The organism is Bacillus sp. FSL R5-0443 (assembly GCF_038608285.1).
In the GTDB taxonomy this organism is placed as follows: Bacteria; Bacillota; Bacilli; order Bacillales; family Bacillaceae; genus Bacillus; species Bacillus velezensis.
This window is the reverse complement of the sequence record NZ_CP152013.1, coordinates 4,190,559-4,212,748: the sequence shown is the minus strand read 5'-3', so window position 1 is coordinate 4,212,748 and position 22,190 is coordinate 4,190,559. Positions and strand designations below refer to the sequence as shown.

25 protein-coding genes are annotated in these 22,190 nt (G+C 45.4%); 22 read left to right on the top strand and 3 right to left on the bottom strand.

The features are described 5' to 3' along the window. Window positions 1-621: 621 nt before the first annotated feature. The 10 genes from rpmH (at window position 622) to NYE28_RS21190 (ending at window position 9,990) form a co-directional block, all read left to right on the top strand. Window positions 622-756: a 50S ribosomal protein L34 gene (rpmH, locus tag NYE28_RS21235; protein ID WP_003178075.1), complete on the top strand. Its 135-nt coding sequence runs from the start codon at window positions 622-624 to the stop codon at window positions 754-756. A 153-nt stretch (window positions 757-909) separates the two neighbouring features. Further along, the gene (gene rnpA / locus NYE28_RS21230; RefSeq protein ID WP_004392944.1) at window positions 910-1,260 is read left to right on the top strand and encodes a ribonuclease P protein component; all 351 of its coding nucleotides are present in this window, start codon (window positions 910-912) and stop codon (window positions 1,258-1,260) included. A 160-nt stretch (window positions 1,261-1,420) separates the two neighbouring features. Beyond that, window positions 1,421-2,170 carry a YidC family membrane integrase SpoIIIJ gene (gene spoIIIJ, locus NYE28_RS21225; RefSeq protein ID WP_007409906.1) on the top strand — a complete coding sequence of 250 codons (750 nt, stop codon included), beginning with the start codon at window positions 1,421-1,423 and terminating at the stop codon, window positions 2,168-2,170. Continuing rightward, complete coding sequence (gene jag, locus NYE28_RS21220; RefSeq protein ID WP_025285595.1) at window positions 2,167-2,808, top strand: RNA-binding cell elongation regulator Jag/EloR; 642 nt, start codon at window positions 2,167-2,169, stop codon at window positions 2,806-2,808. Before spoIIIJ ends, jag begins: the two co-directional genes overlap by 4 nt. A gap of 289 nt (window positions 2,809-3,097) precedes the next feature. Beyond that, a complete protein-coding gene (mnmE, locus tag NYE28_RS21215; RefSeq protein ID WP_007615094.1) occupies window positions 3,098-4,477 on the top strand; it encodes a tRNA uridine-5-carboxymethylaminomethyl(34) synthesis GTPase MnmE in 1,380 nt (459 codons plus the stop codon). Between the two features lie 16 nt (window positions 4,478-4,493). Then, window positions 4,494-6,380 carry a tRNA uridine-5-carboxymethylaminomethyl(34) synthesis enzyme MnmG gene (gene mnmG / locus NYE28_RS21210; protein ID WP_007615086.1) on the top strand — a complete coding sequence of 629 codons (1,887 nt, stop codon included), beginning with the start codon at window positions 4,494-4,496 and terminating at the stop codon, window positions 6,378-6,380. A 13-nt stretch (window positions 6,381-6,393) separates the two neighbouring features. Continuing rightward, on the top strand, window positions 6,394-7,113 hold the full coding sequence (gene rsmG, locus NYE28_RS21205; RefSeq protein ID WP_007409901.1) for a 16S rRNA (guanine(527)-N(7))-methyltransferase RsmG: 720 nt from the start codon (window positions 6,394-6,396) through the stop codon (window positions 7,111-7,113). A gap of 121 nt (window positions 7,114-7,234) precedes the next feature. Beyond that, window positions 7,235-8,086 carry a nucleoid occlusion protein gene (noc, locus tag NYE28_RS21200; RefSeq protein ID WP_007409900.1) on the top strand — a complete coding sequence of 284 codons (852 nt, stop codon included), beginning with the start codon at window positions 7,235-7,237 and terminating at the stop codon, window positions 8,084-8,086. A gap of 298 nt (window positions 8,087-8,384) precedes the next feature. Further along, complete coding sequence (soj, locus tag NYE28_RS21195; RefSeq protein ID WP_007409899.1) at window positions 8,385-9,146, top strand: sporulation initiation inhibitor protein Soj; 762 nt, start codon at window positions 8,385-8,387, stop codon at window positions 9,144-9,146. After that, window positions 9,139-9,990: a ParB/RepB/Spo0J family partition protein gene (locus NYE28_RS21190; RefSeq protein ID WP_012118944.1), complete on the top strand. Its 852-nt coding sequence runs from the start codon at window positions 9,139-9,141 to the stop codon at window positions 9,988-9,990. The genes soj and NYE28_RS21190 overlap by 8 nt, the downstream gene beginning before the upstream one ends. A 28-nt stretch (window positions 9,991-10,018) precedes the next feature. Here NYE28_RS21190 and yyaC read toward each other — a convergent pair whose 3' ends face one another. After that, on the bottom strand, window positions 10,019-10,633 hold the full coding sequence (gene yyaC / locus NYE28_RS21185; RefSeq protein WP_004392969.1) for a spore protease YyaC: 615 nt from the start codon (window positions 10,631-10,633) through the stop codon (window positions 10,019-10,021). A gap of 173 nt (window positions 10,634-10,806) precedes the next feature. Beyond that, window positions 10,807-11,313 carry a GNAT family N-acetyltransferase gene (locus NYE28_RS21180; RefSeq protein WP_163114154.1) on the bottom strand — a complete coding sequence of 169 codons (507 nt, stop codon included), beginning with the start codon at window positions 11,311-11,313 and terminating at the stop codon, window positions 10,807-10,809. Between the two features lie 143 nt (window positions 11,314-11,456). Between NYE28_RS21180 and NYE28_RS21175 the strand changes: the two genes are divergently transcribed. The 12 genes from NYE28_RS21175 (at window position 11,457) to NYE28_RS21120 (ending at window position 20,814) form a co-directional block, all read left to right on the top strand. Next, the gene (locus NYE28_RS21175; protein WP_088005468.1) at window positions 11,457-12,482 is read left to right on the top strand and encodes a hypothetical protein; all 1,026 of its coding nucleotides are present in this window, start codon (window positions 11,457-11,459) and stop codon (window positions 12,480-12,482) included. Window positions 12,483-12,567: 85 nt separating this feature from the next. Continuing rightward, a complete protein-coding gene (locus tag NYE28_RS21170) occupies window positions 12,568-12,774 on the top strand; it encodes a DUF951 domain-containing protein (RefSeq protein WP_012118942.1) in 207 nt (68 codons plus the stop codon). A gap of 46 nt (window positions 12,775-12,820) precedes the next feature. Next, window positions 12,821-14,824 carry a molybdopterin-dependent oxidoreductase gene (locus NYE28_RS21165; protein WP_122504319.1) on the top strand — a complete coding sequence of 668 codons (2,004 nt, stop codon included), beginning with the start codon at window positions 12,821-12,823 and terminating at the stop codon, window positions 14,822-14,824. A 126-nt stretch (window positions 14,825-14,950) separates the two neighbouring features. After that, on the top strand, window positions 14,951-16,051 hold the full coding sequence (gene ychF / locus NYE28_RS21160; RefSeq protein ID WP_004392975.1) for a redox-regulated ATPase YchF: 1,101 nt from the start codon (window positions 14,951-14,953) through the stop codon (window positions 16,049-16,051). Window positions 16,052-16,162: 111 nt separating this feature from the next. Then, window positions 16,163-16,450 carry a 30S ribosomal protein S6 gene (gene rpsF / locus NYE28_RS21155; protein ID WP_004392977.1) on the top strand — a complete coding sequence of 96 codons (288 nt, stop codon included), beginning with the start codon at window positions 16,163-16,165 and terminating at the stop codon, window positions 16,448-16,450. A gap of 39 nt (window positions 16,451-16,489) precedes the next feature. Next, on the top strand, window positions 16,490-17,008 hold the full coding sequence (gene ssbA, locus NYE28_RS21150; protein WP_004392979.1) for a single-stranded DNA-binding protein SsbA: 519 nt from the start codon (window positions 16,490-16,492) through the stop codon (window positions 17,006-17,008). Window positions 17,009-17,051: 43 nt separating this feature from the next. Next, entirely contained in the window at window positions 17,052-17,291 is a 240-nt protein-coding gene (gene rpsR, locus NYE28_RS21145; RefSeq protein ID WP_004392983.1) for a 30S ribosomal protein S18, read from the top strand. Between the two features lie 192 nt (window positions 17,292-17,483). Next, window positions 17,484-18,065, top strand: a complete 582-nt coding sequence (locus tag NYE28_RS21140; protein WP_043020839.1) for a bifunctional transcriptional activator/DNA repair enzyme AdaA — start codon at window positions 17,484-17,486, stop codon at window positions 18,063-18,065. Then, window positions 18,062-18,619 carry a methylated-DNA--[protein]-cysteine S-methyltransferase gene (locus NYE28_RS21135; RefSeq protein ID WP_015240986.1) on the top strand — a complete coding sequence of 186 codons (558 nt, stop codon included), beginning with the start codon at window positions 18,062-18,064 and terminating at the stop codon, window positions 18,617-18,619. Before NYE28_RS21140 ends, NYE28_RS21135 begins: the two co-directional genes overlap by 4 nt. Next, window positions 18,616-19,374 (top strand): exodeoxyribonuclease III, encoded by a 759-nt coding sequence (gene xth / locus NYE28_RS21130; protein WP_043020840.1) that lies wholly within the window; start codon window positions 18,616-18,618, stop codon window positions 19,372-19,374. Before NYE28_RS21135 ends, xth begins: the two co-directional genes overlap by 4 nt. A gap of 63 nt (window positions 19,375-19,437) precedes the next feature. Then, window positions 19,438-20,382, top strand: coding sequence for a LacI family DNA-binding transcriptional regulator (locus tag NYE28_RS21125; protein WP_015240984.1), 945 nt, complete (start codon window positions 19,438-19,440; stop codon window positions 20,380-20,382). A 51-nt stretch (window positions 20,383-20,433) separates the two neighbouring features. Further along, a complete protein-coding gene (locus tag NYE28_RS21120) occupies window positions 20,434-20,814 on the top strand; it encodes a VOC family protein (protein ID WP_015418645.1) in 381 nt (126 codons plus the stop codon). A gap of 32 nt (window positions 20,815-20,846) precedes the next feature. On the opposite strand, the gene NYE28_RS21115 is transcribed toward NYE28_RS21120, so the two are convergent. Beyond that, window positions 20,847-22,178 carry an MFS transporter gene (locus tag NYE28_RS21115; RefSeq protein ID WP_007615061.1) on the bottom strand — a complete coding sequence of 444 codons (1,332 nt, stop codon included), beginning with the start codon at window positions 22,176-22,178 and terminating at the stop codon, window positions 20,847-20,849. Window positions 22,179-22,190: the final 12 nt, after the last annotated feature.

Below are 22,190 nucleotides of genomic sequence, written 5' to 3'. Positions count from 1 at the left end.
TATCCGGCACAGCCCTCCTTTTCTTTAAAAATCAGCGCCCTTTCCCTGTTATAGAACACAAAAAAAGAGCATATGGCTCTGACCATTCGTACACACGAAATGTTGAAAACATATAGTATAGTAGAAAAACAGCTTTTCGACAAATTCCACAAGTTGTGGACAACAATCTACACAAGCTGTGTGAAAACAATCCACAACTTATCCACAGTTTGTGGATAAGGAGAATGGGCTGGATAAGTAATTAAGAGTTAAAACACAAATATAATATCAAATTAAGCGAGGACTTGCAATGGTTCTCGTAATCTTATCCACAAACCTGACAACTTGTTGAAAAATCTTTGTCCACAGGAGTTAGCAATGTGAAAATGTTGTCGATAACGACTGTGGATATTAAAAAAAAGCAAAAAAATTATCCACATGTCGTTTTTCCGGGGGAGCGCGGCTTTTTTTTTGCGTTAAAAAAAGGAATATGAAAAATAAGGTTTCTAAACTGGTTAAGGTATGTTATCCTATTATGGTTGTAAGAAATAAAAGCACTGCTGAAGTTGACAATGAATAGGCAGCACAAATATAATAAGTAAGACTGTCTTTAACAGCTATTCCTCGAGGGAGGTGTCATAAATGAAAAGAACATTCCAACCGAATAACCGTAAACGCAGTAAAGTTCATGGCTTCAGAAGCCGTATGAGTTCAAAAAACGGTCGTCTAGTATTAGCACGCCGTCGCCGCAAAGGCAGAAAAGTATTATCAGCTTAGGCCACTGAATAATGTCAGTGGTCTTTTTTCACATTAAGAGAGTGAGATGTCATGCGTCGCCCGGTACTGGAGAAATTTCTTCAGTATTCCGGCGGCCCGTTTTTTTTAGATAGAAATAAAAGTTTCTGCGAGTGAATATCGGAGTGAATTAAAGTGAAGAAGCGAAATCGGTTAAAGAAAAATGAAGATTTTCAAAAAGTGTTTAAACGCGGAACGTCTATGGCAAACCGCCAGTTCGTGCTGTATACGCTTGATCAGCCGAAACAGGAAGAGCTCCGGGTAGGGCTTTCTGTCAGTAAAAAAATCGGCAATGCCGTCGTGCGCAATCGGGTGAAGCGGTTAATCAGACAGGCTGTTCAGGAGGAAAAAGAGCTGCTCAAGCCGAAAGATTTTATTATTATCGCAAGAAAACCCGCCGGCGACCTCAGTTTTGAAGAAACGAAAAAGAGTCTGCAGCACTTATTCAGAAAAACCTCATTATATAAGAAATCTTCGTCAAAATAGCTCATATTTTGTTTTCTTCACGTTTTTAAAAGCGCTTCCTTTTATTTGGCGAAAAATGAACGCCATTTGAAACTGAAAGATGCTAAAATACATACAAGGTTCATAAAGATTGGTATAGGAGGAAACGTTCTTGAAAAGGAGAATATGGTTACTACTGAGTATGGTCGGTATGCTCGTGCTGCTGGCCGGGTGCTCGAGTGTGAAAGAGCCGATTACGGCGAATAGTCCGCATTTCTGGGACAAATATGTTGTGTATCCATTGTCAGAAGTCATTACGTACGTAGCGAAACTGACGGGCGATAACTATGGTTTATCGATCATCATCGTTACGATTTTAATTCGTCTGCTGATTCTGCCGCTGATGATCAAGCAGCTTCGAAGCTCAAAAGCGATGCAGGCGCTGCAGCCTGAAATGCAGAAGCTCAGAGAAAAATACAGCTCTAAAGATCAAAAAACGCAGCAGAAGCTTCAGCAGGAAACGATGGCCCTGTTTTCAAAGCACGGGGTAAACCCGCTGGCCGGATGTTTCCCGATCCTGATTCAAATGCCGATTTTGATCGGATTCTACCACGCCATTATGCGTACGCAAGCCATTTCACAGCACAGCTTTTTATGGTTTGACCTAGGAGAGAAGGATCCTTACTATATTCTTCCTATCGTTGCCGGTGTGGCCACTTTTGTCCAGCAGAAGCTGATGATGGCCGGAAATCCGACTCAGAATCCTCAAATGGCAATGATGGTATGGATTATGCCGATCATGATTATCGTATTTGCGATCAACTTCCCGAGCGCGCTTTCTCTGTATTGGGTAGTCGGAAACCTGTTTATGATTGCTCAGACATTCCTTATTAAAGGACCTGACATTAAACACGATCCGGAAACGCAGAAAGCGGGAGGAAAGAAAAAGTGAAGAAGGTGACTGCTGCGGGACGGAATGTCGAAGAAGCAGTTCAATCAGGCCTTCAGGAACTTCAACTGAGGAAAGATCAAGTAGAAATAACGGTAGTGCAAGAAGAATACAAAGGGTTTTTGGGTATTTTCGGAAAAAAGAATGCGATCGTAGAACTGGAAGAGAAAAAAAATCCTGTTCATGAAGCGAAAGCGTATTTGGAAGAAATCATCCATTCCATTGCCGGACCTTCTGAGATTGTTACGGAAGAAAACAAGAAAACAGTCTGTTTTCACATTAAAGGTGAAAAAGCGGCGCTGCTTATTGGCAAAAGAGGACAAACACTCAATGCCCTGGAAACATTGACGCAGCTTGTTTTGAACCGCGGCTCCGGCCAGTATCGCCAAGCCGTTGTCGACGCTGAGAATTATCGGCGGAAAAGAAGAGAAATTCTGGAGCAGCTGGCAAACAGGCTGGCCAAGCAAGTGTCGAAAACGAAAAAAGATGTGCATTTAGAACCGATGCCGTCAGGTGAAAGAAAAATCATCCATGACGCGCTGTCAAAGCATCCAAATATCAAAACGTTTTCTACCGGTGAAGGCCGGTACCGCCATCTCGTTATTTCCCATAAAGATAGCAGAAAACCGAAGTCCGGGTAAAATCGGAACTTCGGTTTTTTTATTGGTAAAAATGGCTCTATTCCTAAGCAGAATCGCACTTTTCGCGTTTAAGTTTTTTCTTTTTCGGTCTATGCTGTTGATAAAAAAGGTTTTAGGAAATAAAATTAATTGTTATTCACATGTGGATAAGTTAAAGTAATAAGGGATGAATTTCTGCCTTTGTGGATAACGTATCTTCCACTTCAAACCAAACTATGTTATCTTTTAATTTTGGCGTAAATAAAATTTTTTATATAGATGGAAACAGAGATAAAGAGAGGTGAACAGCATGGATACAATTGCAGCGATTTCAACTCCGATGGGTGAAGGCGCGATCGCGATCGTTCGGCTGAGCGGCCCGGAAGCCGTAGAGATCGCCGACAAAATGTACAAGGGTCCGAAAGGCAAAACGCTCAGTTCGGCAGAATCGCATACCATCCATTACGGGCATATCGCGGACAGCACGACGGGACGGATTATTGAGGAAGTCATGGTGTCTGTTTTAAGAGCGCCCAGAACATTCACAAGGGAAGATGTCATTGAAATCAATTGTCACGGGGGTATTGTGACGGTTAATCAGGTGCTCCAGCTTGCTTTAAGAGAAGGTGCGAGACTGGCAGAACCCGGTGAGTTTACGAAGCGCGCATTTTTAAACGGACGGATTGACCTATCACAGGCGGAAGCGGTGATGGATCTGATCAGGGCCAAAACGGACCGTGCCATGAATGTCGCCATGAACCAGATGGAAGGACGGCTTTCCGCGCTTGTCCGCCGTCTGCGTGATGAGTTGTTAGAAACACTTGCCCATGTTGAGGTTAATATAGATTATCCGGAATATGATGACGTCGAAGAAATGACGCATCAGCTTTTAGTGGAGAAGGCAAGCGGCGTGAAGAAAGAAATCGAGGCGCTGCTCCGTACGTCTGAGCAGGGGAAAATTTTGCGTGAGGGACTGTCTACCGTGATCATCGGCCGTCCGAACGTCGGAAAATCCTCTCTGCTTAACAGCCTTGTCCATGAAACGAAGGCGATCGTAACCGATATTCCGGGAACGACGCGTGATGTGATTGAGGAATATGTCAATGTCCGAGGCGTGCCGCTTCGGCTTGTCGATACCGCCGGAATCCGTGAGACAGAAGACATCGTCGAAAGAATCGGTGTGGAACGGTCACGGCAGGTTCTGAAGGAAGCGGATCTCATTTTGCTTGTGCTTAACCACAGCGAAGAGCTTTCTGAAGAAGATGTGAAATTGTTTGAAGCGGTTGAGGGAATGGACGTCATTGTCATTATGAATAAGACGGACCTTGAGGCTAAGATTGACGCTGAGCGCGTCAAGGAACTGGCGAAAGGCCGGCCTGTCGTCACGACCTCATTGCTGAAAGAAGAAGGCATTCAAGATTTAGAGGAAGCGATTCAATCGCTATTTTATACAGGAGCGATCGAAAGCGGAGATCTCACCTATGTCAGCAACACCCGCCATATCTCGATTCTGCATCAGGCAAAGCAAGCGATTGATGATGCGCTGAACGGAATTGAACAGGATGTTCCGATTGATATGGTGCAAATTGATTTGACAAGGTGCTGGGAGCTGCTGGGCGAAATCATCGGAGATGCCGTCCACGAAAGCTTAATTGATCAGCTCTTTTCACAATTTTGTTTAGGTAAATAAAAGGGAGGAAAAAACCATGGGGTATGAAGCAGGCCAATACGACGTGATTGTCATCGGCGCCGGGCATGCCGGTGTTGAGGCTGCCCTCGCATCCGCGCGCCAGGGAGCCAAAACGCTTGTTTTGACGATCAATCTTGATATGGTTGCGTTTATGCCATGTAATCCGTCTGTCGGTGGCCCCGCGAAAGGGATTGTCGTCCGCGAAATTGACGCGCTCGGCGGAGAAATGGCTAGAAATATAGATAAAACTCATATTCAAATGAGAATGCTGAATACAGGAAAAGGTCCGGCCGTACGGGCGCTGCGTGCGCAGGCGGATAAATTCCAATATCAGCATGAAATGAAGCATACGCTGGAAAAAACACCGAATTTGACACTTCTTCAAGGGATTGCCGAGCGTTTAATCATTGAAGACGGGGAGTGCCGCGGTGTCATTACGCAAACCGGTGCTGAATATAAGGCAAAAACGGTCGTGCTGACAACCGGAACGTATTTAAGAGGGCGGATCATTCTCGGTGATTTGTCTTACTCAAGCGGTCCGAATAACCAGCAGCCGTCTATTAAACTTTCTGAGCACTTAGAGGAGCTCGGTTTTGATCTCGTCCGTTTTAAAACGGGTACGCCTCCTCGTGTCTCAAGCGATTCCATTGATTACAGCAAAACAGAAATCCAGCCGGGGGACCCGGTTCCGCGCGCTTTCTCATATGAAACGGTTGAATACATTACCGATCAGCTGCCTTGCTGGCTGACTTACACGAGTCCTGAGACTCATGAGATCATCGACAGCAACCTGCATCGTTCGCCAATGTATTCCGGTATGATTAAAGGAACGGGACCGAGATACTGCCCTTCGATTGAAGATAAAGTCGTTCGGTTTAATGATAAACCGCGTCATCAGATTTTCCTTGAGCCGGAAGGCAGAAATACGCAGGAAGTATACGTTCAAGGTTTATCCACGAGTCTTCCTGAGGACGTGCAGCAGCGGATGCTGGCGACCATTCCGGGACTGGAAAAGGTGCAGATGATGAGAGCCGGTTACGCGATTGAGTATGACGCGATTGTACCGACGCAGCTCTGGCCTACACTGGAGACGAAAAAAATCCCTAACCTGTACACAGCCGGTCAAATTAACGGTACATCAGGTTATGAGGAAGCAGCCGGGCAAGGAATTATGGCAGGGATCAACGCAGGCCGCAAAGCGCTTGGAAAAGAAGAAGTGATCCTCAGCCGTTCCGATGCTTATATCGGTGTATTGATTGATGATTTGGTAACGAAAGGAACCAATGAACCGTACCGTCTGCTGACTTCACGGGCGGAATACAGACTGCTGCTCCGTCACGACAACGCGGATCTTCGTCTGACGGAAATCGGCCACGATATCGGCTTAATTTCTGATGAGCGCTATGAAGCGTTTGAGAAGAAAAAAGCGGCGATCGAGGCAGAGAAAAAACGTCTCTGGTCTGTTATTATCAAGCCGTCTCCTGAGAATCAGGAATATATCCGTTCACTCGGCGGAAGCGAGCTGAAAGACGGAGTGCGCGGCACAGATTTAATGAAACGTCCGGAAATGAACTATGAAACAGTGACAAAACTTGCGCCTGCAGATTCTCCGGTTCCGCAAGATGTGGCGGAACAAGTGGAAATTCAGGTGAAATATGAAGGATATATCGAAAAATCCTTGCAGCAAGTGGAAAAGCTAAAGAAAATGGAAAACAAAAAAATCCCTGATCGGATTGATTATGACGCCATTAAAGGAATTGCTACTGAAGCCCGTCAAAAGCTGAAAGAAGTGCGTCCTTTATCAGTTGCTCAAGCGTCCCGTATTTCCGGCGTCAATCCGGCAGACATTTCAATCCTGCTGGTATACCTGGAGCAGGGCCGTATTGCCAAGGTAGCTGAATAGAAAGGATGACGGCATGAATATAGAGGAATTTACATCCAGTTTAGCGGAGAAAGGGATTTCCCTTTCTGACCGCCAGCTGGAGCAATTCGAGTTGTATTACCGGATGCTCGTGGAATGGAACGAAAAAATGAATCTGACATCCATCACTGAGAAAAAGGAAGTTTATCTCAAGCATTTTTATGATTCGATAACGGCGGCATTTTATATTGATTTTGAAAAGGTCACCACTCTTTGTGATGTCGGCGCCGGCGCCGGTTTTCCAAGCCTGCCCATCAAAATCTGCTTCCCGCATCTGCATGTCACCATCGTCGATTCACTGAATAAGCGGATTACGTTTTTGGAAACTCTCTCTGATGCTTTACAATTAGAGCATACGACATTTGTCCATGACAGAGCGGAGACATTCGGACAACGGAAAGACGTACGGGAAAGCTTCGATCTCGTGACGGCCCGTGCGGTGGCGCGTTTGTCGGTCCTGAGTGAGCTTTGTCTGCCGCTGGCCAAGAAAAACGGCGTATTTGCGGCACTAAAAGCAGCAGCAGCTGATGAAGAGCTGAAAGCGGGGCAAAAGGCGATTAAAGTATTGGGAGGAGAGCTTGAACAAGTTCATTCCTTTACACTTCCTGTTGAAGAAAGTGAACGGAACATCATGATCATTCGCAAGACGAAAAGCACTCCGAAAAAATATCCGAGAAAACCGGGTACTCCAAATAAATCGCCAATTGAAGGGTAATTTAGACAGCCTGATGTGACAATTCCATCATATTTTCTGCAAAATTGATGAAGATACAGCAGGAAAAACCATGAGAAAATAGAATTATAAAAATGGCAGTTTTTAAAGGTGGTGTAGGTACATGAAGCATTCATTCTCTCGTTTCTTCGGGTTTGGTGAGAAGGAAGAGGAACCGGAGATAGCTGAGCATGATACAAACAAAGAAGAGATACTCGAAATACCGGTACATGCTATCGTTCCCAACCGTTTTCAGCCACGCACCATTTTCTCAGATGAAAAAATCAAAGAGTTAGCAATGACTATCCATACACACGGCATCATTCAGCCGATTGTTGTCAGACATACAGAAGATGAAGGACAATATGAGCTCATTGCGGGTGAAAGGCGCTGGAGAGCGGTACAGACGCTTGAATGGGAGAAGATTCCCGCAATTATTAAAGATTTTTCTGATACGGAAACAGCATCTGTCGCTTTGATTGAAAACCTGCAAAGGGAAGAATTGTCCTCCATTGAGGAAGCTCATGCGTACGCAAGGCTGTTAGAACTTCATGATTTAACACAGGAAGCCTTGGCGCAGCGCTTAGGAAAAGGCCAGTCAACGATTGCGAACAAGCTCCGATTGTTAAAGCTCCCGGAACCCGTCCAGGATGCGATTATGGAGAAAAAAATTACGGAACGTCATGCAAGAGCACTGATTCCGCTCAAACAGCCGGAGTTTCAGGTCACATTGCTTGCGGAAATCATTGAGAAAAGCTTAAACGTCAAGCAGACGGAAGACAGAGTAGTGAAAATGCTTGAACAGAATAAGCAGAAACCAAAGCCGAGACGCAAAGCGTTCAGCAGGGATACAAGAATTGCGATGAATACGATTCGTCAGTCACTGTCTATGGTAGAAGACAGCGGCGTCAGACTGAATACTGAAGAAGAAGAATTCGAAGAGTACATCCAGCTTACCATTCGGATACCTAAATAAAAACTCTCCTGATCAGCAGGGGAGTTTTTATTTTAATCAAAAAACTATTTTGAGATAATGATAGATTTATTGTGCACTATACATTATATATGTAAAATTTTATCTTTTTGTGTCGTGAATTGTCTTTTTACAGTCAAAAAAGTCACTTTATCGGAGAACTTATATTAGAAAGTGTCTTTTTCGTTTACATTTTTTTCACTTGCTGATAAACAAATTATGAAAAAAATAAAACGCTTTACTCTTTTTTTGATAAGATAGAAACAAGACAGTACATGTTCATGTGAAGGTAGGTGACATCGTGGGAAAAATCATAGCAATTACGAACCAAAAAGGCGGAGTCGGGAAGACGACGACTTCCGTTAATCTGGGGGCTTGCTTGGCTTACATAGGTAAAAGGGTTCTTCTTGTTGATATTGATCCGCAGGGCAATGCAACGAGCGGATTAGGGATTGAAAAAGCCGATGTGGATCATTGTGTGTACGACATTTTAGTAGATGATGCAGATGTTACAGATATTATTAAACCGACTTCAGTAGAGAACTTAGATGTCATTCCGGCCACGATCCAGCTTGCGGGAGCGGAAATCGAATTGGTTCCGACGATCTCACGGGAGGTCAGGCTGAAAAGAGCATTAGAATCAGTGAAACAAAATTACGATTACATGATTATTGATTGTCCTCCGTCTCTCGGGTTATTAACGATTAATGCGCTTACCGCTTCAGATTCAGTCGTTATCCCGGTTCAGTGCGAATACTACGCTCTTGAAGGATTGAGTCAATTATTAAATACAGTTCGGCTTGTGCAAAAACATTTAAATACCGACTTAATGATAGAAGGAGTGCTTCTGACGATGCTTGATGCCAGAACGAATCTCGGCATTCAAGTGATAGAAGAGGTAAAGAAATACTTTAGAGATAAAGTGTATCAAACCATTATCCCTCGCAATGTCCGTTTAAGTGAGGCGCCGAGTCACGGCAAGCCGATCATATTATACGATCCGCGTTCGAGAGGTGCGGAAGTATATTTAGATTTAGCAAAGGAAGTGGCAGCGAATGGCTAAAGGCGGGCTCGGAAAAGGGATTAACGCGTTGTTTAATCAGGTTGATTTGTCTGAAGAGACAGTGGAAGAGATTAAAATCAGTGATTTGCGCCCCAATCCTTATCAGCCAAGAAAACAATTTGACGATGAGTCATTAGCTGAACTGAAGGAATCCATCATTCAGCATGGCATTCTTCAGCCCATTATCGTGAGAAAATCATTGAAGGGCTATGATATTGTAGCTGGCGAACGCCGTTACCGCGCCGCAAAACTTGCCGGTAAAGAGACAGTGCCGGCTATCGTGCGGGATTTATCTGAATCGCTGATGCGGGAAATCGCTCTTTTGGAAAACCTTCAGCGTGAAGACTTATCACCGCTTGAAGAAGCTCTGGCATATGACTCACTGCTGAAGCATTTGGATTTAACCCAGGAACAGCTCGCTAAACGGCTCGGGAAAAGCAGGCCTCATATTGCCAACCATTTAAGACTGCTGACGCTGCCGGAAAGCATCCAGAACCTCATTGCAGAAGGTACGTTATCCATGGGACACGGCAGAACCTTGCTTGGTTTGAAAAATAAAGACAAGCTTGAACCGCTTGTGAAGAAAGTGGTTGAAGAACAGCTGAACGTCCGTCAGCTTGAGCAGCTGATTCAGCAGTTAAACAACAATGTTCCACGTGAAACAAAGAAAAAAGAACCTGTTCAAGATGTGGTGTTAAAAGAGCGGGAATCGTATTTGCAAAATTACTTCGGAACAACTGTAAATATTAAGAGACAAAAGAAAAAAGGGAAGATTGAGATTGAGTTTTTCTCAAATGAAGATCTTGAACGTATCCTGGAACTATTGTCTGAAAGAGAAGCGTAAAAACCATCTTTTTAAAAAAGATGGTTTTTTATATACGTCTTGTCAACTTATGAAACGGACTGAGCCGTTCCTGCCGGCCTTCTGATTTATCTGTCAGCTGTAACCCCTCTGCTAAAACATTTGCCATGCTCATAACAAGATGAAGCCTCGTATTCTGCAGGACAAAATACTCCATAAACCCGCTGACATTGACGATTCCATTGATATGGACGTCACCGATTTCAGGAAGATCTTTTTGAACACCTGCTCCGGGCTTCAGCGGCCCATCGCCGATTTGAAATGACCCTACGCTTTTGACGCGGCCTAAACAAGCATCAACCGCTATAATAAACGGATTTTTATGTAGATGTTGAATATCTTTCAGCTTGTCTTTCATATTGACGGCGTGAACAGGATCTGACAGCGTGCCGTAAACGTGCAATCTGCCTAAATTCATTTTTTCTAACTTTGTTCCTACGAGCGGACCTAATGAATCTCCGGTCGACCGATCTGTGCCGATACACACGGTGACTAACGGTCTGCCGGCTGCTTTACGTAAAGATGAAGTAAGGATCGCTTGTATTTGATTCGCAGCAGAAGAATCCGTATGAGATACATATTGTTTTGCCCGTTCTTGAGAAAAAAGTCCGCCTTTTCGATTCATAAGGTTCACTTCCTTGTCATGTCATACGAGTATTACATTGTTGTTTTTGGTGATGTATGGTTGTTTACAGTATATCCAGCGCTGCCTTTTTTTATGCTTATGTCATGATGAGCATGCCGGTTGTTTGAAAAGAGCGGGATAATAAAAGAACCCAGAGAGATTGTTCTCTAAGTTCATGAAAGAAATAAGACCATTTGATCTACATCAACATATCGCTGATGATCTAATTTCAGCGCTCTTTTTTCTGTAGAGAAGAGGATAAATCCTAACTGGGCGTAGAGTTTTATTGCGGGTTCATTTGTTGAGGTAACAGAGAGATGGAGCTGTTCTGTGTCCTTCATCTTTTTTGCTCGGCTGATGGCTTCCGTCATTAAAGCTTTTCCCGCGCCTGACCCTCGGTGTTTGGGGGAAATATACATAGAACCGATAACCGCAATGTGTCTTAGTTTAAACAGCGGATGCTTGGAGATCTTGAGGATTCCTATCAGTCTGTCTTTTTCAAAGGCGCCAAGCACGATGGCATCATTGCCGGCTTCAAGCCTGGCTTTAAATTTTTCGGACGGCCATTCTTTCTCCTCATCATAGCTGACGGCAAATGCGTCCGGGTGATCTTTTAAAGCTTTGAGCCTGATATCGGTGTAAGGCTTGGTATCATTTGGGGTTAAACGCCTGATGTACATGATTTAAGCTCCTTATATAAATAAAATTTTCAGAATAGTCAATCCTCGATATCATACCATATTTGTCCCATTTGTATGAATGATTGCCGCTGTCACTCAATATAGTAGCAATATGCGGAGATGATCAGAAATTTTATGAGGTGATGAGGGTGTGGAGAGCCGGGATGAAGTGGATGCTGCTCATATTAAGCAGCCAGATTGGGGCTGGATATGCAAGCGGGCAGGAAATATGGCAGTTTTTCGGTGTCGAAAGCGGACTGGCTATTGTATTGTTTACAGTCATGTTTACGATTTCGGCTTATATTGTGTTGAAGATCAGCTATCGGGTTCAATCAACGCACTTTTTACCTGTGCTTGAGCATCTGATGGGGCCGGCTCTTGCTAAAGTCTATGATGTGCTTATTATGTTTTATTTGTTTTCAATGACGATGGTTATGATTGCCGGCGGCGGTGTGACGCTGCAAATGTATAAGCTGCCGTTTTGGATCGGTATTTTTCTTCTTTGTATTGTGACCGTCGGTTTATTCTTTTGGGATATAAAAGGAATATTATCTCTGAATAGTATTTTGATACCGATTCTTGTAGCGGGGCTGTTATATGCATTGGTCTTTTTTCAGACAACCCATCATTACACGTGGACGATAGATTTGACCCGCCAGTATAATTGGCCGGCAAGCATTACCTTCACGTCCTTAAACATCCTTTCTGTTGTCGCTGTTCTTTCTTCAATCGGAAAAGATATGAAGGGACTGGGAGAAGCGAAAATCGCAAGCGTTGCAAGCGGGCTGATTTTCGGTATGATTTCATTTGTTTACAATGAAACGCTTGTACAGCTTTCAGGCAGTCTTACACAATATGAGATTCCTCTTTTCGCTGTCCTTGAAGGCGCTCCTTATCCGTTATTTCTTTGTATGGCCGCCGTGCTTTTTTTAGCCATCTATACGACAACCGTGACCGGTCTGTTCGGGCTGTCCAGCCGCATGCTTGCATTTGTGAAATTGCCGAGATGGACGCTCGTATCTCTTCTTTTAGCTGTGATGGTGCCTTTTACGACAATCGGTTTTTCGGATTTGATCGCGATTTTATATCCCATTTACGGGCTTTTAAGTCTTTATTTGCTGGTATGTCTTCTTCTTTACCCTATTTTAGGGAGATGGAAAAAAGTATAATGCTCATTTTGAGTGCGGCCGTTGCTCTTATCCTGTTTTTTTTTGTACAATAAATAAAGCAGTCTATGGAGAGAGGTGAAGGGTCTTGGCGGATAAAGACTTTGGCCTGAATGATATTGTTGAAATGAAGAAACCGCATCCTTGCGGTGAAAACAGGTGGAAAATCATTCGGATGGGAATGGATATTCGGATCAAATGCACGGGTTGTTCCCACAGTGTCATGATTCCGAGAAGAGATTTTGAGAGAAAGCTGAAAAAAGTACTCGTCAAGCATGAGGAGCCTGCATCATAAGGGCTGGCGCTCATGCTTTTTCATATAGAGGAGAGGAAGAGGCCCGATGAGCAAAGTGCATCAGTCAGCGTGCCCGCTGAATTGCTGGGACAGCTGCGGCTTTTTGGTGACAGTTGAGGATGGAAAGGTGACGAAAGTAGACGGAGACCCGAATCATCCCATTACAGAAGGGAAAATTTGCGGCCGTGGCAGAATGCTGGAGACGAAAACGAATGCGCCGGAACGGCTTCGTTTTCCTTTAAAAAAGATAAACGGCGAATTTGTCCGCATTTCCTGGGAGCAGGCGTTAGATGAAATTGCTGAAAAAATGGCGGTGATTAAGGAGACGTTGGGCACTGCCGCAGTGCTGCACAGTCATGATTACGCCAATAACGGTCTTTTGAAGGCGCTCGACCAGCGTTTTTTCAATGGATACGGCGGTGTGACGGAGATTGCGGGCAGCATTTGCTGGGGTTCCGGCATTGAAGCGCAGCGCTGGGATTTCGGGCGTTCTTACGGGCATGGACCGCTTGATATTTATCACAGCAAGCATGTGATCGTATGGGGCAGAAACGTGTCCCGGACGAATATGCACCTCTATCATCATCTGCAGCAGGTGAAGAAAAAAGGAGCGACACTGACGGTCATTGATCCTATTTTTAACCCGACTGCCAAGCTTGCCGACCGGTATATATCCGTCAAACCCGGCATGGATGGCTGGCTTGCGGCGGGTGTTTTAAAAATATTATGCCAAACCGGCAGAACCGATTCCGATTTCATTCAAAGGCATTCGGTCGGTTTTGAAGAAATAGAAAAGCTTCTGCAGACGATTTCTATTGAGGAGATCATTGAGAAAACAGAAACGTCTTTAGAAGTGATTGAATATCTTGCTGATTTATATGCTGACGGTCCCGCCTCCACTTTTATGGGTCTTGGGATGCAGAGATATAAAAACGGGGGCGGGACGATACGGTGGATTGACGCTTTAGCTGCGGCGAGCGGAAATGTCGGTATCAAAGGCGGCGGCGCAAACTTCGGAAATGTGCAAGTCGGTGAAAGCTTTGCAAAGGCCGAGCTCACCCGTCCTGATCTGAAGAAAAGTTCGAGAACGTTTTCGATGATGACTCAAGCCGAAGAGGCGCTGAATGCAGCCGATCCGCCGATTGAAATGATCATCGTGACGTGCGGCAATCCGCTGACACAGGTGCCGAATACAAAAAAAGTGAAGGAAGCATTTGAAAAAACACCGGTCACAGTGGCCATTGATTCGGTCATGACCGATACGGCGAAGCTCTGTGACTATGTGCTGCCGACGGCCGTTGTTTTCGAAGAGGAAGATATTTATTATTCCAGCATGTATCATCACTATGTTCAATATGGCAAGAAGCTTGCGGAACCGCAGGGAGAGGCAAAATCAGACCGCTGGATCTGGACGGAACTCGCAAAGCGTCTCGGATTCGGGGAGCTGTTTGATTACAGTACGGAAGATTTCTTAAAAATGGGGCTCTCTTCTTTGGAGAAAGAAGGAATCACCCTTGAGCAATTAAAGGAAAAAGGACATATGCCGCTTCCGGTCAAACAGGTTCCGTGGAGTGATTTTCAATTTTTAACCCCGAGCGGAAAATTTGAATTCGTCTCGTCACTGGCAGAAGAGAAAGGATACAGCGGCCTCCCTCAATTGGAAGTGCCGGAGGAGTCTGTTTATCATGACGCCGGACTGGCCGGGAAATATCCGTATACGCTGCTGTCCATTCACCCGCAGCGCTCCAATCATTCACAGCACGTGCCGTTTATTGAAAAGCTTCAGCAGATTCAGGTGGATCTGTCGCCGGATATCGCCGAGGAGCTTTCACTTCAAGACGGAGATACGGCAGAGGTGTACAATGACCGCGGCCGTCTGCGCGGCAGGGTGAAAATCATGAAGCAGGCTCATCCGAAGACGGTGAATATAGATGAAGGCATGTGGGCGGCATTCGGAGGCTCTGTCAACATGCTCACAAAGGATTCAAATTCCGATAATGGAATGGGAAGTACGCTTTTTGACTGTCTGGTAGCGGTTAAAAAAGGATAATCTAAGGAGAGAGAGGGCGGGAAATGCTTTTTTCTCAGCTTGTCTTTTCCTATGAACCTCCTTATAATTGCTCTAGGTTTACAATACGTTTATACGATGATGGTTTGATATAGAGGAGATGAAAGAATGGCTTTAACTGCTGGAATTGTCGGTTTGCCGAATGTCGGAAAATCGACGTTATTTAATGCAATTACCCAGGCTGGTGCCGAATCAGCCAACTACCCGTTCTGTACAATTGATCCGAACGTGGGAATCGTGGAAGTGCCGGATGAACGTCTGCAAAAGCTGACTGAATTGGTGAACCCGAAAAAAACGGTGCCGACTGCGTTTGAATTCACTGATATCGCGGGGATCGTAAAAGGCGCATCAAAAGGTGAAGGACTCGGTAATAAGTTTCTTTCTCATATCCGTCAGGTTGATGCGATCTGCCACGTTGTACGCGCATTCGCTGATGACAATATTACGCACGTGTCAGGGAAAGTCGATCCGATTGACGATATTGAAACGATCAATCTTGAATTGATTCTTGCCGACATGGAGACAGTCGAAAAACGCATCACGCGTGTGAGCAAGCTTGCTAAGCAAAAAGACAAAGAAGCGGTTTTTGAATTTGACATTCTGTCTAAATTAAAAGAAGCTTTCGAACAAGAAAAGCCTGCCCGTTCCGTTGAATTTACGGAAGAACAGCAAAAGCTTGTGAAGCAGCTTCATTTGCTTACGTCAAAACCCGTGCTTTATGTAGCAAATGTAAGCGAGGATGAAGTGGCTGATCCTTCAGATAATGAATATGTTGCGAAAATCCGGGAGTACGCCGCGGGTGAAAACGCCGAAGTTATCGTCGTCTGTGCGAAAATTGAGTCTGAAATTGCTGAATTGGAAGGCGAAGAAAAGCAAATGTTCCTTGAGGAGCTCGGCATCGAAGAATCAGGTCTTGATCAGCTGATTAAAGCGTCATACTCTCTTCTCGGCCTTGCGACATACTTTACGGCGGGCGAACAGGAAGTGCGCGCATGGACATTCAGAAAAGGCATGAAAGCTCCTGAGTGTGCGGGTATCATCCACACTGACTTTGAACGCGGCTTTATCCGCGCTGAAACGGTTGCTTATGAAGACCTTTTGGCAGGCGGCGGAATGTCCGGAGCGAAAGAAGCCGGAAAAGTGCGTCTGGAAGGTAAGGAATATGTAGTCCAAGACGGAGATGTCATTCATTTCCGATTTAATGTATAGGACACAGTTGTAAAGGGACAAGAGCTTTGGTATAATATAAACTTGTGAGTAATAGAATTATTGCTCCTTGCCCATTATAGGGCCGCTTAGACCAAAAGGAGGTGCAAACAGATGAAAAAGTACGAAGTTATGTACATTATCCGTCCGAACATTGACGAAGAGTCAAAGAAGGCAGTTATCGAGCGTTTCAACAACGTATTGACTTCTAACGGAGCGGAGATCACTGGAACAAAAGATTGGGGTAAACGTCGTCTTGCTTACGAAATCAACGATTTCCGTGACGGTTTCTACCAAATCTTAAACGTTCAGTCTGAAGCTGCAGCGGTTGCTGAATTCGACCGTTTAGCTAAGATCAGTGACGATATCATTCGCCACATCGTTGTTAAAGAAGAAGAATAAGCAATTTGAAATATATAATGTTAAAAGGTGGTCTTTCATATGCTTAACCGAGTTGTATTAGTCGGAAGACTGACAAAAGACCCAGAGCTTCGTTATACGCCAAGCGGTGCGGCTGTCGCCACGTTTACTCTAGCTGTGAATCGTACATTCACGAACCAGTCCGGAGAACGTGAAGCCGATTTCATTAATTGTGTCACTTGGAGAAGACAAGCCGAAAACGTTGCAAACTTTCTTAAAAAAGGAAGCCTTGCCGGCGTAGACGGCCGACTCCAGACAAGAAATTATGAAAACCAGCAGGGACAGCGTGTCTTCGTGACAGAAGTCCAAGCTGAAAGTGTTCAATTTCTTGAGCCTAAAAACAGCGGCGGTTCTGGATCAGGCGGATACAACGAAGGAAACAGCGGCGGAGGCCAATACTTTGGCGGAGGCCAAAATGATAATCCGTTCGGCGGAAATCAGAATAACCAGAGACGAAATCAAGGGAACAGCTTTAATGATGATCCATTTGCCAACGACGGCAAGCCGATTGACATCTCGGATGATGATCTTCCGTTCTAATAGATTATCGCTATATTCATAACGAGAAAGGTGGGAAATGACAATGGCAGGAGGACGCAGAGGCGGTCGTGCGAAACGCCGTAAGGTTTGTTACTTCACTTCTAACGGCATTACGCACATCGATTACAAAGATGTAGATCTTCTTAGAAAGTTTGTTTCTGAGCGTGGTAAAATTTTACCTCGCCGTGTAACTGGAACAAACGCGAAATACCAACGTAAATTGACTATCGCGATCAAACGCGCACGTCAAATGGCTTTACTTCCATACGTAACTGGCGAGTAAGCCGAAAGAAAAGAGCAAGAGCCTGCGGGCTCCTGCTCTTTTTTTATATCAATCCCCCTCCATCCTGCCGAAATGTTTCACATGAAACATGGAAGTGCTCCTGACACCTATCTTTGTTATCTTGCTCCTCTATTCAAAAACGCGTACTTATGCAATGAATTTGTTTATACTGAAAAACAGGGGGTGGATGAGATGGAGACAGACAGAAATATCCTGACTGATGAAAAGTGGAGCGCAATCATACACAATGATGCTTCTTATGACGGGGCATTTTATTATGCAGTAAAAACGACGGGGATTTTCTGCCGGCCTTCTTGTAAATCGAGAGTTCCGAATAAAGATAACGTGCTGGTGTTTGATACGGCTGATGCAGCGCTCGAGAGACATTTTCGTCCCTGTAAAAGGTGCCGGCCGAACGGTCTTCGTCTTCCTGATGAAGAATGGATTGCTCAAATCACTGAGTACATTGACCGCCATTATCACGAATCCCTGAATCTGAGCGTACTGGCCGAAATGTGTCACGGCAGCCCCTATCATTTACAGCGGACATTTAAAAAAATCAGGGGAATATCCCCGATTGCGTATATACAGAAAATAAGATTGTCGAAGGCGGAACACCTTTTAAAGCATACTGATATGGCAGTCATGGAGATCGCTCTGACTGTCGGAATTCCAAACACAGCGCATTTCGCGACCCTTTTTAAAAAGGGAACCGGGAGTTCGCCCACAGAATACAGAAAAACGGCCAAAATGGGACAGGGAGGTTCAATATGAGTAAAGAGCCTATGATCTATTGGACACTCTTCACACGGAATGATTGGAGCCTGTATACAGCCGCTACATCTAAGGGGCTTTGCTTTATAGGGTCAAATCATGGAAGCTTTGAAGAGCTTGAGCAGTGGGCAAAAAAATCACTGCCGCAATACCGATTGGCACGTGATGATGAAAAGCTGGCGCCTTACACGGCAGAGCTGTCCGAGTACATTGACAATGGCAGATCAGCTTTTTCAGTGCCGGTGGATCTTTACGGGACAGAATTTCAGCTTGCTGTATGGAAAGCGCTTATGGACATACCGTACGGCGAGACATACTCCTATTCGGATATAGCAGAAATGATTCAGAAACCGGCAGCCGTAAGAGCCGTGGGCGCCGCAATCGGGAAAAATCCGGTATTGATTACGGTTCCGTGCCATCGCGTCATCGGAAAAAACGGGAAACTGACCGGGTTCAGAGGCGGTTTAGAAATGAAAAAGCAGCTGCTGGCATTAGAGGGCGGAAACATTGAAACACTGAAATACCGGCTGAGCCGGACAGGAGGGATCACATGAAACTGATTTCTTGGAATGTAAACGGCTTGCGTGCCGTGATGAAAAAGATAGATATCAATACTTACGTTCAGGAAACGGAAGCCGATATTCTATGTCTGCAAGAAACAAAAGTACAGGACGGACAAGTATCATTACAGCTTGAAGGATATCACGCCTATTGGAACTATGCGGTGAAAAAAGGCTACTCAGGCACGGCTGTTTTTTCGAAAGAAAAGCCGCTGCACGTGTTCTATGGACTGGGGATTGACGACCATGATCAAGAAGGACGGGTGATCACGCTTGAATTTGAGCATGTGTTTGTCGTCAACTGTTATACGCCGAATGCCAAACGCGGATTAGAGCGAATTGATTACCGTCTTCAATGGGAAGCCGATTTTAAGGATTATCTGCAGAAGCTTGACCGGAAGAAGCCCTTGATCTTATGCGGCGATCTGAATGTCGCACACAGGGAGATAGACTTAAAAAATCCGAAAGCCAACCGGAAGAACGCCGGTTTCTCGGAGCAGGAGCGGGAAGCGTTCAGCGCCCTGCTGAACGCGGGATTTACCGACTCATTCCGCTATTTATATCCTGACCAGGAAGGCGCGTATTCCTGGTGGTCTTACAGGACGAACGCACGTGAGAAAAACATCGGCTGGCGGCTTGATTACGTCATTGTTTCAGACAGACTGAAGCAGCGGATCAGCCAAGCGGCCATTTGTGCCGATATCATGGGTTCTGACCATTGCCCTGTTGAAATGACATTGGATTTATGATGAGATAGCAGTAAGAGAAATCCACTCTTGCTGCTTTTTTTATCACCGAAAATGGAGGAGCACATGGCAAATATAAAAGAGATAGCGAAACTGGCGAATGTGTCGGTGGCCACCGTATCACGCGTATTAAACCGACATCCGTACGTATCTGAGGAGAAAAGGCGTCTTGTGAATCAAGTGATGAAGGAGCTGGATTATACCCCTAATCGAACCGCCATTGATCTGATTCGCGGAAAGACCAATACAATCGGCGTGATTTTGCCGTACAGCGACCATCCCTGCTTTGACAAAATTGTAAACGGTATCACGAAGGAAGCGTTTGCCCATGATTACGTGACAACCCTTCTCCCCACCAACTATGACCCCGCTATAGAGATGACATATTTCGAACTGCTGAAAATGAAAAAGATTGACGGACTGATTGTCACGTCCCGGGCGAATGAATGGGAAACCGCCGTGCCTTACCTGGAATACGGTCCCATTGTCGCTTGTGAATATACACAGCATCAAGAGATTCCCTGCGCTTATAATGACAGGCAGGCAGCATACAGAGAAAGCTTTTTGTATTTGAAAAACCGCGGGCATCAAGACGTTGCTTTTACATGTGTGCGGGAAGCGGAAAAAAGCCCGAGTACGGCCGACAAGGTAACCGCATATAAGGCGGTTTTCGGCTCTCTTGATGAAACCCGCATTCTGGTCGGATGCCATGATATGGACGACGGAAAGCGTGCGGGTGAGCACTTCTGGGGTTTCGACAAGGCGCCGACGGCCATCTATGCGCACAGTGATGACGTGGCTGCCGGCTTGTACCAGTTTGCGAAAGAACAGAAATGGAACGCGGAGATCATCGGCGAGGGAAATCTGAGCGTCAGCCGGGCATTGAATATTCCATCCCTGGAACTTCATTTGGAACGGGTCGGAAAGGAAGCATTTTTATTGTTTTTTCACGAAGAAACGGCTAAAAAACAAATTATGCATCAATTTCAGCGGAAAAAAGTCTTGAGCTGAAATGGGTTTCATGCTTTATAAATAGATTGAGAAAAAAAGGGAGGCGGACATATGCGAATTGAACATGCAGCGATATGGGTGAAAGATTTGGAACGGATGAAAGAGTTTTATGAGACATACTTCGGCGCCAAGGCCAATGACCTTTATCATAATGAGAAAAAAGATTTCAAATCGTATTTTCTTTCATTTGACTCTGGATGCAGGCTGGAACTTATGAAAAAAGGCGGCATTGATGAAGTTCCGTCACAGAATATGACCGGATGGGCGCATCTCGCATTTTCTACAGGCAGCAAGGAGCGGGTGAATGAATTGACGGAAACGTTTAAAAACGATGGATTTCAGGTTGTAAGCGGCCCGCGCGTGACGGGTGACGGATATTATGAGAGCGTGATAGAGGATGGGGAAGGCAATTTGATAGAAATCACAGTGTAACAGTGCGGAGTGATTCCGCACTGTTTTTTTGATTAAATTTGCTGTGCATTTGTTTTCGGGCCGAAGAGGATTAACAAAACGGAACATAGAAGCCAGCAGCCGCCGATGAACAAAAAGACGCTGATGTAGCCGAGCTTAACGGCAATAAATCCGACGAGCAGGGAGCCGAATATGTTGGAAAAACGGCCGAGCCCATACGCCAGCCCGCTCCCGGCCGAGCGATATTCCGTAGGATACGGTTCCGATGTGTAGGCGTATAGATTTGAGGTGAAGATCCGTTCCGTGACGTTAACGACAAACCCAAACACAATAATCATGACGGGAATAAACGTCATGCCGTATAACAGTCCGGCAATGGCAGTCAGAAAGGCGCTTGCGGCCAGAATCCATTTCCTTTGGAACGTTTCGGATATCATGGAACCGAGCAATGCGCCAAGCGGCGCGCCGACAGAGTGAAGCACATTGTACCACAGCGTTTTTTCCATGGTGATGCCGTTGCTTTTCAGCAGGCTGGGCACCCATGAAGCAAAGCCGTAAAAGCCAAAGGTTTCAAGAATCCATACAGCTGACAGGATGATGGTGATCTTTAAATTCCTGCCCTGAAACAGCCCTAAGTAGCCTGCGTGCTTCACTGTATGTACTTCTGCCGCCTCTTTTGGCGCGGGAAGCGGGCCTTTTTCTTTCTCTGCACGTGCTTCAAGACGGTTCATAATGGCGTTTGCCTGATCATATGCGCCCCGATTTTCGTGCCAGCGCGGCGATTCCTCAAGCCGGCGGATAAAAAAGAAATAAATGAGTCCGGCCGCCCCCCATACGAATACGAGCCGCCACCCCCATGAGCCTAAAGGAATGACAAAAGCGGAAACAACGTTTGTAACGGGAACGCCGATTAGCCCGATCATGGCGCAAAGGGAGATGTATTTTCCCCGTACGGAGGATGGAAAAAATTCCGCCAAATAGCTGTTCGTCACAATCATGGCGGCCGCGACGCCGAGCCCGGTCAAGAAGCGGAAAATCATTAAGGACGGAATGTCCCATGCCAGCGCATTCAGAAAAGATGAGATCGAAAAGACAAGGACAAAACAATTCAGCGCTTTTTTCCTGCCGATCCGATCGGACAGCCTTCCGCCGATGGACGCGCCTAAAAACATGCCCAGGAAGGATGCGGCCGTGATGTCGGCAATGGTGGACAGCTTCACGCCCCAATGCTCAATCAGCGCCGGAGCCACGTTGCTGAGCGTAAACAGATCAGCGAGATCAAAAAAATAGATGATTCCGAGAGCGGTTAATACTTGATAGTGCACACGTGAAATGGGGAGACGGTCTAATCGGTTCGCTACATTTGAGAATGTCTGATGTTTCATAAAAAACCCCCT

Bases quoted from the DNA above. Each gene is read 5' to 3' on its own strand.
- yyaC (WP_004392969.1), bottom strand. From the start codon at position 10,633: ATGAATCGAAAAGGCGGACTTTTTTCTCAAGAACGGGCAAAACAATAT.
- mnmG (WP_007615086.1), top strand. From the start codon at position 4,494: ATGGGGTATGAAGCAGGCCAATACGACGTGATTGTCATCGGCGCCGGG.
- noc (WP_007409900.1), top strand. From the start codon at position 7,235: ATGAAGCATTCATTCTCTCGTTTCTTCGGGTTTGGTGAGAAGGAAGAG.
- NYE28_RS21190 (WP_012118944.1), top strand. From the start codon at position 9,139: ATGGCTAAAGGCGGGCTCGGAAAAGGGATTAACGCGTTGTTTAATCAG.
- NYE28_RS21180 (WP_163114154.1), bottom strand. From the start codon at position 11,313: ATGTACATCAGGCGTTTAACCCCAAATGATACCAAGCCTTACACCGAT.
- spoIIIJ (WP_007409906.1), top strand. From the start codon at position 1,421: ATGGTCGGTATGCTCGTGCTGCTGGCCGGGTGCTCGAGTGTGAAAGAG.
- NYE28_RS21140 (WP_043020839.1), top strand. From the start codon at position 17,484: ATGGAGACAGACAGAAATATCCTGACTGATGAAAAGTGGAGCGCAATC.
- rpsR (WP_004392983.1), top strand. From the start codon at position 17,052: ATGGCAGGAGGACGCAGAGGCGGTCGTGCGAAACGCCGTAAGGTTTGT.
- rsmG (WP_007409901.1), top strand. From the start codon at position 6,394: ATGAATATAGAGGAATTTACATCCAGTTTAGCGGAGAAAGGGATTTCC.
- NYE28_RS21165 (WP_122504319.1), top strand. From the start codon at position 12,821: ATGAGCAAAGTGCATCAGTCAGCGTGCCCGCTGAATTGCTGGGACAGC.
- mnmE (WP_007615094.1), top strand. From the start codon at position 3,098: ATGGATACAATTGCAGCGATTTCAACTCCGATGGGTGAAGGCGCGATC.
- ychF (WP_004392975.1), top strand. From the start codon at position 14,951: ATGGCTTTAACTGCTGGAATTGTCGGTTTGCCGAATGTCGGAAAATCG.
- rpmH (WP_003178075.1), top strand. From the start codon at position 622: ATGAAAAGAACATTCCAACCGAATAACCGTAAACGCAGTAAAGTTCAT.
- NYE28_RS21135 (WP_015240986.1), top strand. From the start codon at position 18,062: ATGAGTAAAGAGCCTATGATCTATTGGACACTCTTCACACGGAATGAT.
- NYE28_RS21125 (WP_015240984.1), top strand. From the start codon at position 19,438: ATGGCAAATATAAAAGAGATAGCGAAACTGGCGAATGTGTCGGTGGCC.
- xth (WP_043020840.1), top strand. From the start codon at position 18,616: ATGAAACTGATTTCTTGGAATGTAAACGGCTTGCGTGCCGTGATGAAA.
- NYE28_RS21175 (WP_088005468.1), top strand. From the start codon at position 11,457: ATGAGGGTGTGGAGAGCCGGGATGAAGTGGATGCTGCTCATATTAAGC.
- ssbA (WP_004392979.1), top strand. From the start codon at position 16,490: ATGCTTAACCGAGTTGTATTAGTCGGAAGACTGACAAAAGACCCAGAG.
- NYE28_RS21120 (WP_015418645.1), top strand. From the start codon at position 20,434: ATGCGAATTGAACATGCAGCGATATGGGTGAAAGATTTGGAACGGATG.
- NYE28_RS21115 (WP_007615061.1), bottom strand. From the start codon at position 22,178: ATGAAACATCAGACATTCTCAAATGTAGCGAACCGATTAGACCGTCTC.
- rpsF (WP_004392977.1), top strand. From the start codon at position 16,163: ATGAAAAAGTACGAAGTTATGTACATTATCCGTCCGAACATTGACGAA.